General features: G+C 58.3%; 8 protein-coding genes and 2 pseudogenes. 8 read left to right on the top strand and 2 right to left on the bottom strand.

Annotated elements, in window-relative coordinates; all coding sequences use genetic code 11:
• Window positions 1-18 precede the first annotated feature (18 nt).
• The 6 genes from OU993_RS26550 to OU993_RS26525 all read left to right on the top strand — a co-directional run bounded on the left by OU993_RS26550 (window position 19) and on the right by OU993_RS26525 (window position 10,397).
• Entirely contained in the window at window positions 19-2,004 is a 1,986-nt protein-coding gene (locus tag OU993_RS26550; RefSeq protein ID WP_268162028.1) for a conjugal transfer protein TraG, read from the top strand.
• A gap of 9 nt (window positions 2,005-2,013) precedes the next feature.
• Window positions 2,014-2,451, top strand: coding sequence for a CopG family transcriptional regulator (locus OU993_RS26545; RefSeq protein WP_268162026.1), 438 nt, complete (start codon window positions 2,014-2,016; stop codon window positions 2,449-2,451).
• Between the two features lie 713 nt (window positions 2,452-3,164).
• Entirely contained in the window at window positions 3,165-4,109 is a 945-nt protein-coding gene (locus OU993_RS26540) for a M15 family metallopeptidase (protein ID WP_268162024.1), read from the top strand.
• Between the two features lie 36 nt (window positions 4,110-4,145).
• Window positions 4,146-6,377, top strand: a complete 2,232-nt coding sequence (locus OU993_RS26535; protein WP_268162022.1) for a lysozyme inhibitor LprI family protein — start codon at window positions 4,146-4,148, stop codon at window positions 6,375-6,377.
• An 82-nt stretch (window positions 6,378-6,459) separates the two neighbouring features.
• The gene (locus OU993_RS26530; RefSeq protein ID WP_268157561.1) at window positions 6,460-7,560 is read left to right on the top strand and encodes an IS110 family transposase; all 1,101 of its coding nucleotides are present in this window, start codon (window positions 6,460-6,462) and stop codon (window positions 7,558-7,560) included.
• 500 nt (window positions 7,561-8,060) lie between these two features.
• Window positions 8,061-10,397 (top strand): hypothetical protein, encoded by a 2,337-nt coding sequence (locus OU993_RS26525; protein WP_268162019.1) that lies wholly within the window; start codon window positions 8,061-8,063, stop codon window positions 10,395-10,397.
• A 112-nt stretch (window positions 10,398-10,509) separates the two neighbouring features.
• Here OU993_RS26525 and OU993_RS26520 read toward each other — a convergent pair.
• Window positions 10,510-10,660 (bottom strand): annotated as a pseudogene (locus tag OU993_RS26520) (IS3 family transposase); the annotation flags it as partial.
• A gap of 44 nt (window positions 10,661-10,704) precedes the next feature.
• A pseudogene (locus OU993_RS26515) lies at window positions 10,705-10,848 on the bottom strand (IS630 family transposase); the annotation flags it as partial.
• Between the two features lie 211 nt (window positions 10,849-11,059).
• Here OU993_RS26515 and OU993_RS26510 point away from each other — a divergent pair.
• Window positions 11,060-13,366, top strand: coding sequence for a hypothetical protein (locus OU993_RS26510; protein WP_268162017.1), 2,307 nt, complete (start codon window positions 11,060-11,062; stop codon window positions 13,364-13,366).
• 400 nt (window positions 13,367-13,766) lie between these two features.
• Window positions 13,767-15,065 carry a TolC family protein gene (locus OU993_RS26505; protein ID WP_268162014.1) on the top strand — a complete coding sequence of 433 codons (1,299 nt, stop codon included), beginning with the start codon at window positions 13,767-13,769 and terminating at the stop codon, window positions 15,063-15,065.
• Window positions 15,066-15,073 lie beyond the last annotated feature (8 nt).

Genomic DNA, 15,073 nt, shown 5'->3' with positions numbered 1-15,073 from the left:
CCAAGGAAGGAACACGCCATGTCGGCGACCAAGATCCTGTGGGGCCAAATCATCACCGTCTGCCAGATCGTCCTCATGACGATCTGGGCGGCGACACAGTGGACCGCTTGGCGGCTGGGGTTCCAGCCGCAACTGGGTATCCCCTGGTTCGAGCTGGCGGGCTGGCCGATCTACTATCCGCCGGCCTTCTTCTGGTGGTGGTATTTCTACGATGCCTACGCACCGCCGATCTTTGTCGAAGGCGGATTGATTGCTGCTTCCGGGGGCTTCATCGCTGTTGCCACGGCGATCGGCATGTCGGTCTGGCGCGCGCGGGAGGCGAAGAATGTCGACACCTACGGCTCCGCCCGCTGGGCGGGTCCCGACGAAATCAAAGCGGCCGGTTTGCTCGGCGCCGATGGTGTCGTGCTCGGTAAGCACGATCGCGATTACCTTCGCCATGACGGGCCGGAGCATGTGCTATGCTTTGCGCCCACGCGGTCCGGCAAAGGCGTCGGCTTGGTGGTGCCGTCGCTGCTGACCTGGCCTGGCTCAGCGATCGTCCACGACATCAAGGGTGAGAACTGGACGTTGACCGCTGGCTTTCGCGCCCGCCATAGTCAGGTCTTGCTCTTCGATCCGACCAACGCGAAGTCTGCCGCCTACAATCCGCTGCTGGAAGTTCGCAAAGGGGAATGGGAGGTTCGCGACGTCCAGAATATCGCCGACATTCTGGTGGATCCGGAAGGCTCGCTGGAAAAGCGCAATCACTGGGAGAAGACCAGTCACGCGCTGCTGGTTGGAGCGATTCTCCATGTCCTCTATGCCGAGGCTGACAAGACACTCGCTGGCGTCGGGGCCTTCCTGTCTGATCCAAAGCGGCCAATCGAGTCGACGCTGGCCGCCATGATGAAGACGGCGCATCTGGGCGAGGCGGGGCCTCATCCCGTCATCGCGTCCGCCGCGAGGGAACTGCTGAACAAATCCGATAACGAACGGTCCGGCGTGCTGTCGACGGCCATGTCGTTCCTCGGGCTCTATCGTGACCCTGTCGTCGCCGAAGTCACACGCCGCTGTGATTGGCGCATCGTCGACATCATCGGTGCAGAACATCCGACCACGCTCTACCTTGTGGTGCCACCGTCCGACATAAACCGGACAAAGCCGCTGATCCGCTTGATCCTCAATCAAATTGGACGCCGCCTGACCGAGGAGCTGCAGGCGAAAGGCAACCGCTATCGGCTTCTCCTGATGCTCGACGAATTTCCGGCACTCGGCCGCCTCGACTTCTTTGAAACTGCGCTTGCCTTTATGGCCGGATATGGCCTCAAGGCATTCCTGATTGCCCAGTCGTTGAATCAGATCGAGAAGGCTTATGGCCCGAACAACTCTATCCTCGACAACTGCCATGTGCGCGTCAGCTTCGCGACCAATGATGAGCGTACGGCCAAACGGGTATCCGACGCGCTCGGCACCGCCACCGAGATGAAGGCGATGAAGAACTATGCCGGCCACCGGTTGTCGCCGTGGCTGGGGCATCTGATGGTCTCACGCTCCGAGACGGCACGGCAGTTGTTGACGCCGGGCGAAATCATGCAGCTTCCGCCTTCGGACGAGATCGTCATGGTGGCCGGCGTCCCGCCGATCCGGGCGAAGAAGGCGCGGTACTACGAGGATAGCCGACTTCAGGAGCGTATCCTGACCCCGCCGACGCTGACCAAGCCAAAGGCAGGACAAGCCGACGACTGGAGCAGTCTGGCCCTGCCCAAGCCGCTCGACCTGAACACGCTCATCGCGACGCAGGAGGTGGCAGACGACGACCCGACGGAATCCGAGCCTCGCCATCAGCCCGAACTCAGCCGGACGAAAACCGTCGAACGTAAGGATGTGATCGAGAACGAGTTCGAGATCAATTCCCGCGATGAGGTCGAAGAGGACGCCGCCCGTTTCAGCCGCATGAACCAGACCATACGCCAGGTGGCGCGGCAGGCCGCGCTCGACCCAGGTGATGGTATCGAGATGTAGGAGAAGATTGTGATAAAATCTCCGAAGAAGCAGCGCCTTTCTGTCTATCTCGATCCTGATGTCATGAAGGCGCTTGTGGCGTATGCTGCGCGGCGCGATCAATCGTTATCACTGATCGCCGAAGCGGGTATTGCGTCTTTCCTGTCGCCGGACGCGGCCGAGCGACAGGAGGCCGCTACCACGAAACGGCTCGACCAGTTGGACCGCCGCATGACACGCATTGAACGCGATGTCGGCATTTCCATCGAGACGTTGGTAGTGTTCGTGCGATTTTGGTTGTCGACGACTCCAGCCCTGCCAGAGCCTGCCGCACAGGCTGCACGAGCCAAATCAAGCGAGCGCTATGAGGCGTTTGTCACCGCCTTGGGGCGCAGGCTGGCGAAAGGTCCCAAGCTAAGACAGGAGATTTCCGAAGACATTGGGCAAAGTGGCCACGACGACCGGTGATCTTCTTTCATATGCGATGTGTTTGTCATCGGATTAGCCGCCGGAAATCTCGTAGCATCGTCCACTTGATTTCCTCTCCGCTCGAATAACCGTGTATCCAGCTGCCTTCAGTGCCGCCTCTTGTATCCGCCAAGTCCTGACCAATCGTGCTGACCCGCGCATACTCATAAATCGCCATCAAACGTATCATTAGGTTCTAGACCTCGATTGAGGAGCGTCTCACAATGGCAAAATCAACCCAAATGATACGCCGATACGTGTCTCACGGATGATGTCTCAGTATGTATACCCAACGATACATTTGTTGCGGCTCCCAATCAGCCGCTTTATCGGCAGACCTTGAACGATCACGGCATCTTTTAACGAAACTCGTGGTAGGATGCTGAAGATCGGCTTCGTTGGTTGTTTTGCTGACGCATTCGATTGGCTATTGGACTTGATGCCGTAAGCGTCAGTCGGGGCCTTTCGCCATGCGCCGGTCGAGCATGGCGAAGGTTGCCCCGCGCCCGGGCAGTCGAGCCATCGGCATCAGTTCGCGATCAACAGCAAACTTGTCGCATTTTCCTTTGGGGCGGGCCGATGCAGCAAAGCCGGCTTACGACTGCCGGTCATCTTACAACCTCTCAACATTGTCAGGTTCCTTGTTCTGAGGACGTGTGCTATCCTCTTGCCCGACGAGCGCTGAGACCGTCTTTGTCTACTGGGATCTGAACATGATCGAGCGACACCGAACCACAGGCATGGCACTGGTGGTGTCGCATCCTGTTTGCAAAGCGCGTTTCGTGCCTGCGACAGGTCCGGCCAAGACCATGCGATCGCGCGTTCAGGCGGGAATGAACTTTCTGCCTTTGGCGCTTGTACTTTGGCTGTCATTGACAGTAGCGTCCGCAGTTGCATGCGAAGCCATGCGCTTTACAGAAATTCCGATCGTCAGAATGTCAGCATCGCCTGCCAAAGATGCCGTGCGACTGGCCTATCCGCAGTCCCGTTTTTCCACCGATGGCAGGACGCTGACGCTTGATGGCCAGCACTGGTTGGATTGGGGCGAAGTGAGGAGTGTGGTGCCGGAAGAGATGCTTGAAACGCCGACGGTCGCCGAGCAATTTCGCTATATATACCCGCTCGAATTTGATCTTCGCCAGCGGGAGGAGGCCTTCTTTGATCCGGGACGAATACGGAATCATGGCTTCTTTTCCACCCTTTATTTCGCGGAGGAAGCAAGCTCCCGGCGCAGCCTCGTATCGGTGCGACATGAGGGACTCGGCAACGCTTCATTCCAGGTTACTTCACGCAATAATGTCTCCTGCCAACTCGCAGCGGCACTCGCTGCACTGGCCGATATGAAGCAGGATTTCAGTCCCTTTTTTCGAGAGGTTGGTGGCGGCTTCTTCTGGCGCAAGGTCAGCGGGACAGATCGTCTGAGCCCGCACAGCTTCGGGATCGCCATCGACCTCAATCCCAGACTGGGAGGCTATTGGCTTTGGTCGGGCGCTAGACCCGGAAAAGTCGGTCGCTATGACAACCACATACCGGAAGCCATCGTCCGCACGATGGAGAGTTTTGGCTTCATATGGGGTGGCAAGTGGCACCACTATGACGGGATGCATTTTGAATATCGACCTGAGATCATTATCCATGCCAGGATGATGAAACCCTAGCCATCCATGCCCGGATAACAAGGAAGGAACGGCAGAATGACACCCTTCGTTCAGAATGAGAAAATCGTGTCAGGCTCATCAGGAACCCGCTCTACATTTCCTGCAGTGCTGCTTGGATCTATTCTGAGCGTGGTTGCCGCACTCGGCATGGGTATTCCTGACGTGCGCGCGCAGGAACCGAGCTTCGACTGCCAGCGCGCGACGAGCAAAGCAGAGCATGCAATCTGCGGCTCTCCACAACTGATGCTTCTCGACCGTCAGCTCGCTGAGCTCTATGCGATCATCATGGGCAAGGCGGGCGCCGCCGAGGCATCGCAATTGAAGCAGTCGCATCGCAATTGGCTTGTCGCTCGCGATGCCTGCACGACCGTAGATTGCTTGTCCAAAAGCATGCTGGAGCGGTTTGGCACACTGGTCTCGGAGAGCGGAGGGGCAAGCACACAAGCCCAAACCAAAACGCGGTCTACCTCCGGGGATATTGTCGAGACTTATACCGCCGTCATTGCTCAAGCCGATCGACGCAATTCCAGCGGTGCGTCTCTTCGTTCGGTCGCAGATATCCTGGCGCAGGACCGGGCAAATGTGCATCGGTTCGGCATCCGGCAAACGGGCGACAGCGAAGACAGCTTTTTTCGCGACCGAGTTAATCGTACCCTGCTCCCTCGGCTGCTTGCGCGTGGCCGGGTAGAACCCGACGCCGAGCAGGCTATTCTGTCCGGGGGCGATGTCGCCATTCGCGTTGAATTGCACGGGCTATCCGATACGGTCGAGTCCGTCAGCGTACAGCTCGACAACCCTGGCGTATCCTCGCTTGTGTCCTCGGCGCAGCCCATTCTACCGGGGCCGTTTTCCCGGCAGAAGAACCCTGCCGGCAGTTGGCTTTCCGCACCCCAACAGCAACCCGCGTCGGGGCAGGGTGATCCTGGCACGGCGGCTCTTGGTAGTGCACCCGCCGGCGGCCTCGAGCAGGGCGCCGGAGAGGGCGTTTTCATTCAGGGCAATGAGGAGATTGCGAGGCATCTGGCCCTCTGGGTCATCGGCCAGCGTCCGTGGCTCGTGCGCGAACCCGGCGTCTATCTGGAGTTCAGCAACAACCCATTGCCGCCGGATTTTCCAACAATGAATTACAATGGCGCCAAGGGCCGCGAGGAGATTGCGAGGGTAACCAACCAGTATCTCGACGCGATCGCCGCGAAAGCGGCAGACTACGCGTTACCGGACAGGATCGCGGTTGATGTCAGGGTGTCCTTGACCCAGAAGGTTGACGGTTCGCAGGTCCGGTTAACACTTAGCGACGTCTCCACACCCCATGCAAATATGGGACTGGAAGAGACGGTCCCGGCGGCGTTGCGCACGCTTCAAATCCAGTCTCCCTACGATTCCGGAATGGCGAGGCTGACGGAGGTCAGGCCGGTGCCCTTGCCGCTTCCCGAAGGCCTGGCCAAGGACAAGACAGAGGTTACCCTGGGGTCGAAGCCCGACCAATGGGTGGATGTCTTTCCGGAAAACAACGTCTATGTGCGTTTTACCCTGGCCCTTCGGGAAGGCCGAATCATACTTACCAAGGCTCCTGGCAGGGCCCCAGGCAACCACAACGTGGCCGCCGAAATCCAGATGCATGTGCTCGACGCCGTCCTGATCCGCCAGCCATGGGGAGGGAAGAAAGGCGCGCGTCCCGACGAGATTATCGTTCATCACTGGGAGGTTGAAAACACCGATGCGCCGATGTCCGTCGCGAGTCTGGACAGTCTTGAGGAGGTTGCCGCGCGTTACAATCTCGGGACGAGCAACGACGGAAGACTGATCCATCTCAATTCTTTTCTCCGTAAGGAGTTGGGTCTTGGCACAGAGAAGGGGGGGTGGGGCGATAGCACCAATCGTGCGGCCGATCTGGCTCTCCGGGCTGCAGCCGTGATCCGCGCCTATCCTGAACGCAAGCTGGACGTGCTTCTGGCCGTAAAGCTTGCGTTCGACGCCATGCTACCGGCCGAGCGTGATGCAATTCTTCCAGTTGGCTTCCAGCCTACGGCGCAGGACTCGTCGATGAACGACCTAGAGTGGAGCATCGCACTGAGGGAAGCGGAGCCGTATATCCGGAAGGCAATGCTTGCCTCCGCGCCGCGACTTCCTCTGTCCGTTCGAAGCTATGTCAACGCAAGGCTTGAAGAATACTCGCTCGAGCTTGGCGGATTTCCCGTTCGTGTCGAAGGCGGGCTGGATTGGCTGCCTGTACCGCCAGCGGAGGTGGGGCTGAACTGCCGCCCGTAATCGGCAGGTCGCGTGCGCGGCGCCGACTGAGGCGCCTGGCGCTGATAGTATTGCCGCCTCGAAACCATGCAGGAGGCGGATGATGGAGTATTTTTGCGGACTAGACGTTGCGACGGTGGAGACGGCGGTTTGCGTCGTTGACGATCATGGCGAGGTGCATCTGGAGGTGAAGGTGGCAACCGATCCGCAGGCCTTGCTTGCGGCTCTGAAGCCGTTCCTTTCCCGTCTGCGGCGTGTCGGCCACGAGGCCGGCTCGCTGTCGCCGTGGCTGCATCCGGAGCTTGTCAAACTTGGCATTCCGGCTGTCTGCCTGGAAACGCGGCATGTGCGCGCGGCGATGGCGGCGCAGCGCAACAAGACGGACCAGAAGGATGCGCTGGGCATTGCGCATATGATGCGCACCGGCTGGTTCCGCCGTGCCCATGTGAAGACGCCGGAATGCTACCGGCTGCGATTGCTTCTGACGCACCGGCGCAACCTGAAGCGCAAGTTTCTCGATCTGGAGAACGCCATCCGCCATTCCCTGAAGGCATTCGGCATTCGCCTGAAAGGCACGGGTCGGACCGGCTTCGAAGCGGCGGTTAGAGAGGCGGTGGCGCAGGATGAGCTGACGCGCGACCTGATGGATGCCATGCTGTCGGCGCGCGCAGCGTTGTGGAAGCAGTACAAGCGGCTGCACCAACTTGTCGTGCAGTTTGTTGCCCGCCATGAGCTTTGCCGACGCTTCATGGCGATACCGGGTGTCGGGCCGGTGGCGGCACTTTCGTTCATGACGGCGGTAGAGGACCCGGCGAGGTTCCGCCGTTCGCGCGATGTGGCAGCCTACTTCGGGCTGACATCGCGGCGATGGCAGTCTGGCACGTCGATCGATGTGCAGGGGCGAATATCGAAAGCCGGAGACCCCGACGTGCGGCGCGCGCTCTACGAGGCGGCGTCGGCGCTGATGACGCGCTTTCGCGGCAAGGACAAGGTGAAGCAATGGGGTGAGAGCCTGGCCAAGCGCGGCAGTCACCGCAAGGCAACGGTCGCGGTGGCGCGCAAGCTGGCGGTGATCATGCACGCCATGTGGAGCGACGGAACGTTTTATGTCGGCGACCCGTCGGCGAGCGAGACGGATCTGGCGGCGCGGGCAAAGGGCAAGGAGCTGAGGCTTCTGGGTGCCCAGGCGTTGCGCGGCCTATGATGCGGGATGCAGATGGGAGCGAACAGTTTACCGCCGCTTTGACGGTGGTGTGACGGACAACACGGCTCCGCGTGAGCGGATGGGAAAGGTACAGACCAGGAAGACGGGACGCACGTTATCTTGCCTGTGGCCGCACCGACGACAAGACGGGTGGACCACGTTTTGACTGCCTGTGACGTTGCCCCGTCCATCCGATGGTAAAATGCACCGCGATGGCAAAAGCGCTGCCAAAGGTCAGCCCGAAAAAGCCTTCGATGCGTGCGCAAGAGTGCACGGCGTACCCGACCCCGATGATCACCGGCAGTGGCGTGTTGCAACGTCAAACATTATGGATTTTAATCAACAGCAGGAAAGGTTGCGATTATGGAAAACACACCAAAAAGTCGACCGATTAAGAGCGCAAGATAAAGGAAATCCCCGATTTCCTGCAGATCGACGAAGAGGCGGCCCTCGCGCTTCTCGAACGCTTGCGTCTTGCCTCGAATGATCCGCGACGGCTCTTGTTCGCCCTGGATTTCGAGGTGGGGGAAATCTCGGTGCCTGTCCTGAAGCGAGAGACGACCATAACCGAGGACGAACTGAAAAACATCGTCATTCCGATCAAGCCCGAAAGGCTGACCCTCGTGGAAGACATTGCTGGCACGCGAGTCCTGCTGGAACGTCAAATCGAGCAGCAGGCGATAGCAGAAAATGCCGGTTTTCCAGACGACTATTACGCGACATCAGTCGATTCTCTCAGGGCGGCCATGCTGAACTTTGAAGGCGGCCTGGAGCTCGTGACCGAGGGCGTGGGGCAGTACCAGGGCATTTTCCAGGCCTCGCCAAGCGCCAAGCCACCACTTGTCGCGCAAGAGCTTCAACGTTTGACATCGCTGATCCGGGAAACCTATCTGGTCGGTGCCAAGCTCAGCCTCGGCAAATACGACGAGGAACGAGGAGGCTTTCCTGCCAGGCTCGAGGGCTTCTATCCCGTGGTCCACGATCAGGACGTCACCCGATTCCGTGAGGGGCCACCCGATTTGGTAACGAACGATCGTGACGGCTATGCCTTCCTGCCGGCAACCGCGATTGACGCGGCCAGAATTGCGACATTCCAGCGCGGCAACGAGATCATGACCCTGGTGCGCGTACGTCCACTCGGTATCGACAGGTATCAATTGGTGGTGTCGCGACCGAGCGAAGTCATGATTGGCCCGCTGCTAAAAGGCGGCCCTGCTCTTCAACGCATTGCACTGACAATCGAGATGGCCGCCAAACCGCAATTCGGGGCTGCGTCGCCACAGATGATTTCTCCACCCGAACGGTTTTATCTGGACCATGAAACGGTAGACCTTTTCGCCCTCGCAAGCGCTGCGGAGCTTTATGATGACGATGCCTTCCGGCGGATGATGCTCGAGCGCATCGCCAAGGAGCGGTACTATGCGAAGAACGAAGCCGTGGCCCCCTGGGGTATGTTTTTCGAAAACCCGCATCTCGAACTGACCGACCAGATTTTGACGGAACTGTTGCCCGCCTTCACCGACTGGACGAAGGCAAGAGCGGCGGCTCTTCCAGACAAGGTGATCCTCTCAATCATGGGCCGCCATCCGGTCACTGCTTGTCAGGAATTTCGCGAACTGGAACGTGGCAAGACCGAACTTACAGTCAGCGCACGCTATGACGATATACTGGGAGCCCGCGCCGATGCATTGGCGCAGGGGTTCGGCCGGTATGTCAGTGGTTCTTCGCCCCTGCCCGGCGGCGACAGGGTCTTTGCCATGTCGGGCAGGCCGAGCCAGACAACCCGGCTGACGGATTTCCTGACCTGCGAGTGGCTGAGGAGCGATTCCGATAACGACATAGGCCAGAAGATAGCGAAGTCGAAGACCGACACGTTACCTTATGTCGATGCCATCGTCGTAGCACAGGCTCTTCCCAGCCCGGGATCGATAAAGGGTCACCCGGACGCTTTTGACTATCACCTGCGGCTGGAGGACGTCAGCATCAAGCCCGTCGAAAGGGGTGATGCAGATCTTCCCGGATTCCGAGGCGTGCTCGTGTTTGACGCGCATGTCGAAGGCATCGACGTATGGTCCAAGGAGAATGGGAAGCCATCAAAAATCGTGAAAAGCGTCAAGCCGGAAGACTGGCAGGTGGCGCTGCCTCAAAACGCGGCGGCTATGGACATGTTGGGGCTAACACTCGGCGCGAAATATGAGGAGTTCACGGCCCTTGCCGCGCAGCGACTTCCTGATGGTATTTCCTATCACAGCATCGCCAGAGAAAGGCGCGGACTTTTCGATGAGGCTTCGGCAGTTGTCAAACCCGATGGTACCGAAACGTTTCTGGCCATCACTCGCTCGGTTCAGGAAGGCAAGCAGGTCATCGGCCTGATGCGTCACCTCGTCTTCGCGCCGGGCAAAGCAACCAGCCAGGCTGTCAGGGACAGTCTGGTTAAAAAATACGGTGCGGCCAGTCGTGAGGAACGAGGCGAACTCTATTGGGGAATCCCGTCGAAAGAAATCGACGGCTACCAAGTGTGTGGCGGGCCGATGCAATTTGTGCATTCCGACGCGCCGACGGCCATGCCCGATGAAAAGGATAAAACTGTCCAGGACAAGACCGGGATATGGTCGGAGGCATGGAATATCTTCGGCTGGCCACGTGAAATCCAGGGAATGCCCGAGCCTTTCGTAAAGAATGCTCTACCTTATTGCGGACCGACCATCTCGGCCCGCGTCCGGGAAACGATCGGAGACCAGGTGGATCTCACTCTCTGGATCCACGATCTCAATTTCGCGATCGAGCTCGACAAGCGCAGGGTTGAGGAAAAGGTCACCCTTGATATCGATCTTTAGTTTCGGGAGAAGAGGCTGCAACAATCGGCATCCTTAAATTCTGGATCACGGCAGCGCAGCAATATGTTTGACTGTAAAACGGTATGAATAGCACTCACCTGCCACTGAACTTTCATCCGGCAGCGATTAGAGCCTCGGCGATTTTTTGATACGCCAAGTGGCGCGGTGGGAGCAACCGGTGGAAACGCGTAGCTTTCACATTGCGCAGCGTTGGAACCGGTTGCGGCGATGGTTCCGGCATAGGCAGCCGGGGTCTGGTATCCTGCGCCTATCCGGAGTAGGCCGGCCTAATACGCATCCTCACTGACTAGAACCCATTTGCCCATTGTCTGCGCCCTATGGACATGATGCGCCAAGGCTGGCTTTCGAGCTTTCGCCAGGCATCGCAGCAGTGAGCGACAATGTCGTCGTAGGATTTGAAGATGCGGTTCGATAGCCAGTTCTCGCGGATCTTGACGGCGATCGAGGAACGCGTGAACGAAGGCGACCTTCCCGACTGGCGAAAGCTTCGTAAGGTCGTGAAGAACGCTGTAAACCGACCACCGTTCTATGGCCAGCCCATTGCAAAGCCCGGTCTCAGGTGCTTCCTTAAGACTGGTACCAGGCGAATTGAAATAATGCGTCCGAATCTGGATTAGATCGAACGATCTGGAGGGCCTTACGTGAAGATATATACACTGACAGTGTTATGTTCTCTTTTCTGCTCGCTGGGTTGGGCTGCCGATGCTGCCTGCACCGCGCCAGAGCAAGTTCACCTCCGCCCAAGTTTGGACTCAAGATTCGAAAGCGTCTGGACGGCTTATGCACCAGCCAAGGGGTGCATCGATCTAAAAATGTTGATCGGAAAGTCGGTTGAGATCACGTCTTCACGGGTCGATAAGTTAACCGGCTGGATCGGTGACACGCTTCTTCGCGATGACTTCAACAACCTTGTCGAGATTACCCCGCAAAACGCGAGGATTGAGGTTACCGAATTGGGTCAGGAACATCCTTATCGGAAGGCGGTACATCCATTTGAAATCCGCGTTCGCAAGGCCGCCCTGGCATCGACAATTCTTGACACTTACTGGGTATTTCGGGGTGGGGAAGGGATCTCCCCACCTCAGGCCATTCTCACCGACGGAATGAGCGAAATTGTTCGCTTCACCTGCCCTCGGGGCGAATTGTCGACACCCCGCGACTACGGGGACTTTTCGACGGATCGACGGTTTGAGGCAACGCTCAAACTGGAAGACCGCACACCAGTAGATTGGCTGGAGAACTACAACTCGAGAGTGGACGGAACCGGCAGGCATCTGGGGATCAATAACGAGTATCTCGGAAACGCAATCCCAGAAAATATGACGCAACGGCATAGGTCATTCGCAGACTCCCAGGTCATCTGGTTAGGAACCGGCGCCACGGCGGCCCGCAACCTGGGAGCGGGGCCAGCCTACGCGGCACTCAAGCAGTCCTGTCGTGTCGGGACGAGTTTCGGGAGCGGGGAAGCGGACATCTGCACCAGGGTCCCCCGCGAAACGGGTAGATGCGGCGGTTACGCCGAAGTCGGCACGCTCACGCGCAAAGCGGCCGACGCCTATGCCATGATCAGCGAGCGCATGTCTCTTTCCGAGCTGAAGCCTTATTGGGAGAGCTATGCCAATACGCTGTATTTGGTGAGAAAATGTCGGACAGACAATACGCTGGACTCTGACTGCGCAGTGGAACAGCTGGAGCGTCTAATGCTGAAATTTGAACCGGCACTTCCAGCAAACCTATCATTGGACGAAACCGTTGCGCCGGATGTCGACAGCTATCCCGTGCCCGATGCCGAACTGCTTCAGGAACTCACGAAGCATGGCTTCTCCGCCGAACAGCTGCAACTGGCGAAGCTGGTCGGAGAGACCCTAGACTTTTCCTACGTCCTGCAGTTTGACAAGGAAAACAGAAAAAGCGACGCCATTCTGATTGTCTTGCATCACAAACAGGCCGGTCGCGATCTCTCGCGCATAATGATCGACCCCATAGCTGCCGTCCATGATCGTATCGGCGGCAAGGTGATTGCACCTTATATTGTTTCCAACCGGGCGCGTGAGCAAAAGCATCGTCAGGTCACGGGCGGGCAATCTGTTAAGGTGATGCACTTCGTCGAAGGATCGAGAGATCGGCATCCGGTGCCGATCGACCAGGGGCCCAGACCGGTCGCGCATGCCGTGTATGCGGCGCGGGGCGAGATCTTCCCGGATGGTGAGATAGCCGCCCAGTGGAGCATTAGTCATCGAGGATCGCCCGCCATCCCGGAGGAGGTTATTGCCAGGGACATCCTCGATGAGGAGCAGCGGGAAAAGCAACTGCAGGCTCTCGAGCGCCGCATGAAGGAGGACACGGAGCGGGAAAGACGTGAGGCTGCGGCCGCCGCCGCGAAAGGCTATATCTACAAGTCGCCCGAGTTCTGGGAGAAGAACTTCACCGATGGAGATCTTGTTCGAAAGGTGTTTGATGGAAAGTCTCACGCCGACGATCGCCTTATCCTCGGCTGGTCTGTCGCTTATGATGATCAATGCCGGCGATACCTCGGCGAAAATACATATGTTTTCAAGGACTCGGTCGTTACCACGTGGCGCAACGGTTACGGCCGGGTAGTCGATCGCCGAACGCATCTCCAGGAATTTCATGTCGATATCCGCTTTGCCGCGGCAGTTGATCGCGGCCGCCAGTCGCGACTTCCGGCAGCTGAAGCCTTGTCGGCACTCAATTTTGGCGGACAGCGTTTGAGCTTCGACTTTTCGCGTATCCGGCAAGCGGCTGAGAAAATCGCTCAGCCCTATCGTGACTCCCTTGCGATTATCGCTGCTGGAGGCTGCAACGGTCCCGTCGCGCAGCAGTATCATAGAAACCTGCTGTGGAGTGTTGGACAAAGCCCATCGGCGCAGCAGGCTCCTTTCATGCCACGACAGGAGGTCGAGGCGATCACCGACCCTCCACCATGAACTGCTTGACGGGCATCATACTCCGATGCCGGCCGGAGGGGGCATCCACCCCATCAGTTCACTCGCAATGGCGATCCTTTATCGCGGATAATTCTCGCGCTTAGGTGAAGTATTCTCATATTGAATAATGGCGGTGCCAAAATTTACCATGAGATCGGAAACATGCGCCAAATGACGTAGGCAGGCAACACGCCGGTGACGAGATATTTTTCCTAACAGCCTGTTTTGATTGAACTTCGTTCTTTTCTTTGGCTGCCTCTATTCAGTTTTGAAATATGCTATATTTGAATAAACGTAATTGTTGACCTGTGCGTGCTGAGCTACACCCGCTTCCAGTGTTAAGAACTGGTATACGGGGGTAGCAATGGTGGGGATGAGTGTATGGAACTGGTACAGTTCCGTGCGAAAAGTGAGCGAGCTCGATGCGCTTAAGCATTGCTCCGCGCTCATCGTCGCAACGGTTGTCCTGTCCTGTTGCGTTGCCACAAGTTCCGCTGCGGCCGAGACGGTCTACTCGACGATTGCTACGGTCACTGCCAATCATCCGTCGATATCCTCTGTCCGTAAGCTCCAACGCTCCGCCGATGAGGATCTGACGGAAGCGCGTTCGGGCTATTTTCCGGTCATCACGCTCGACGGTAAGATCGGCACGACAAAGGTTGATCAACTCACGGGCAATGGCGGGACGCACACATCCGAAATCGCCGGCGGCGTGAGCGTACCCCTGTATGACGGGATGCGGACGCGCAACCTGACGAGAGCTGCCAAAGCCAGCCAGGAAGTTGCCGCGTTCGAGGTCATGAACCAGCAGGTCAAGGTTGCCTTCGAGGCAGCGCAGGTCTTCATTGATGTACAGCGCACGCGGGAGCTGGAAACCGTCAGCCGCGCCAACGTCGGTCGTGTCAACGATCTCAGCCGCAAGCTTGCGGAGCGGGCCAAGAGCGACCCGGGTTTGCGCTCGGAAATAACACTGGGTGCGGCGAGCGTGACGGAGGCCGAAATCGAAGCCAACATCGCCTCTCAGGACGCTGTGCTCGCTGCGGATCTCTTTCTTCAGCTTGTCGGCCGCAAGCCGAACGCCCTGACCCAGGTGAATCTCAGGTCTCTGGCCTTACCTTCCTCGATGGAACAGGTCCTGCAGACCGTGACCCTCGATCATCCATCCGTCCGTTCCGCCAATTCTGAAGCGGAGAAGGAAATGGCGAAGGCGGAGGCAGATCGGAGCCGGCTTCATCCCAATATCGACCTCGTCGGCCAGATCCGTGCCGGTGAAAACCTCGACGGGAATATCGGGCGGGACAATTCCAGCTTCGTCGGCCTGAAAATGTCCTTCAAGTTTTCGACGGGGGGAGGGGATATTGCGCACGCGAGATCCTCGACGCTGCGCGCCGAGGCCAGCAAGGATCAGGTGCTTGAGGCGCAGTTGCGGGTTCGCAAGCAGGTGTTGACGGTCTGGTCGGAATGGCAGGTCGCAAACAAGAACTACCAGACGATCGTCAAGCGCAAACGCAACAGCGACGAGATGATGCGGGCCTATGAAGGGCAGTTCGCCGCGGGCGGGCGCAACCTTCTCGAATTCTTCTTCGTGTTGAAGGAACAGAACGAGGCGCGCAAGGCCGAGGTCAACGCAAGATACGACCGCATTCTCGCCGGCTTCAAGCTGCTGGCGGCCATGGGACGGATGCCGGCCTCCGGCTGACGACCGTC

Source organism: Rhizobium sp. SL86 (genome assembly GCF_026672545.1).
GTDB lineage: Bacteria > Pseudomonadota > Alphaproteobacteria > Rhizobiales > Rhizobiaceae > Neorhizobium.
This window is presented reverse-complemented; position numbering and strand designations above follow the sequence as displayed.